This is a genomic window from Desulfobulbus alkaliphilus (genome assembly GCF_016918545.1).
Lineage (GTDB): Bacteria > Desulfobacterota > Desulfobulbia > Desulfobulbales > Desulfobulbaceae > Desulfobulbus > Desulfobulbus alkaliphilus.
In genome coordinates, this window is the sequence record NZ_JAFFQC010000391.1 from 1 (window position 1) to 398 (window position 398).

Genomic DNA, 398 nt, shown 5'->3' on the forward strand with positions numbered 1-398 from the left:
GTTGTAGACGTTGCGCAGGGCCTCGGTGATGGCGGCGGTCGAGACCGTCACCGTGCGGTTCAGCTCGGGGTCGTAACCGAAGCTGCCGCCCAGCGAGTGGATGTTGCCGTCGAAGGCGGCGCCGATGACTTCGCCCTTGGCGTTGATCACGGGCGAGCCCGAGTTGCCGCCGATGATGTCGTTGGTCGAGACGAAGTCATAGACGGTCGACTTGTTGACCTTGCTCTCTGCCGCCAGCCAGTCCTCGGCCGCGTTGAAGGGCTCAGCGCCGGTGTTGCGCTCATAAAGGCCGCCGATCTGGGTGAAGGGCTCGACCGTCACGCCGCGATAGGTCCAGCCCTTCACCTGGCCGTAGGACAGGCGCAGGCTGAAGGTCGCGTCGGGGTACAGGTTGGTCC

The 398-nt window shown here is 65.3% G+C and carries 1 protein-coding gene; it reads right to left on the bottom strand.

The window, feature by feature from the left end; genetic code table 11:
• Nucleotides 1–398: S46 family peptidase (locus JWG43_RS21120; RefSeq protein WP_205244475.1), on the bottom strand; the 398-nt coding region annotated here is incomplete at both ends.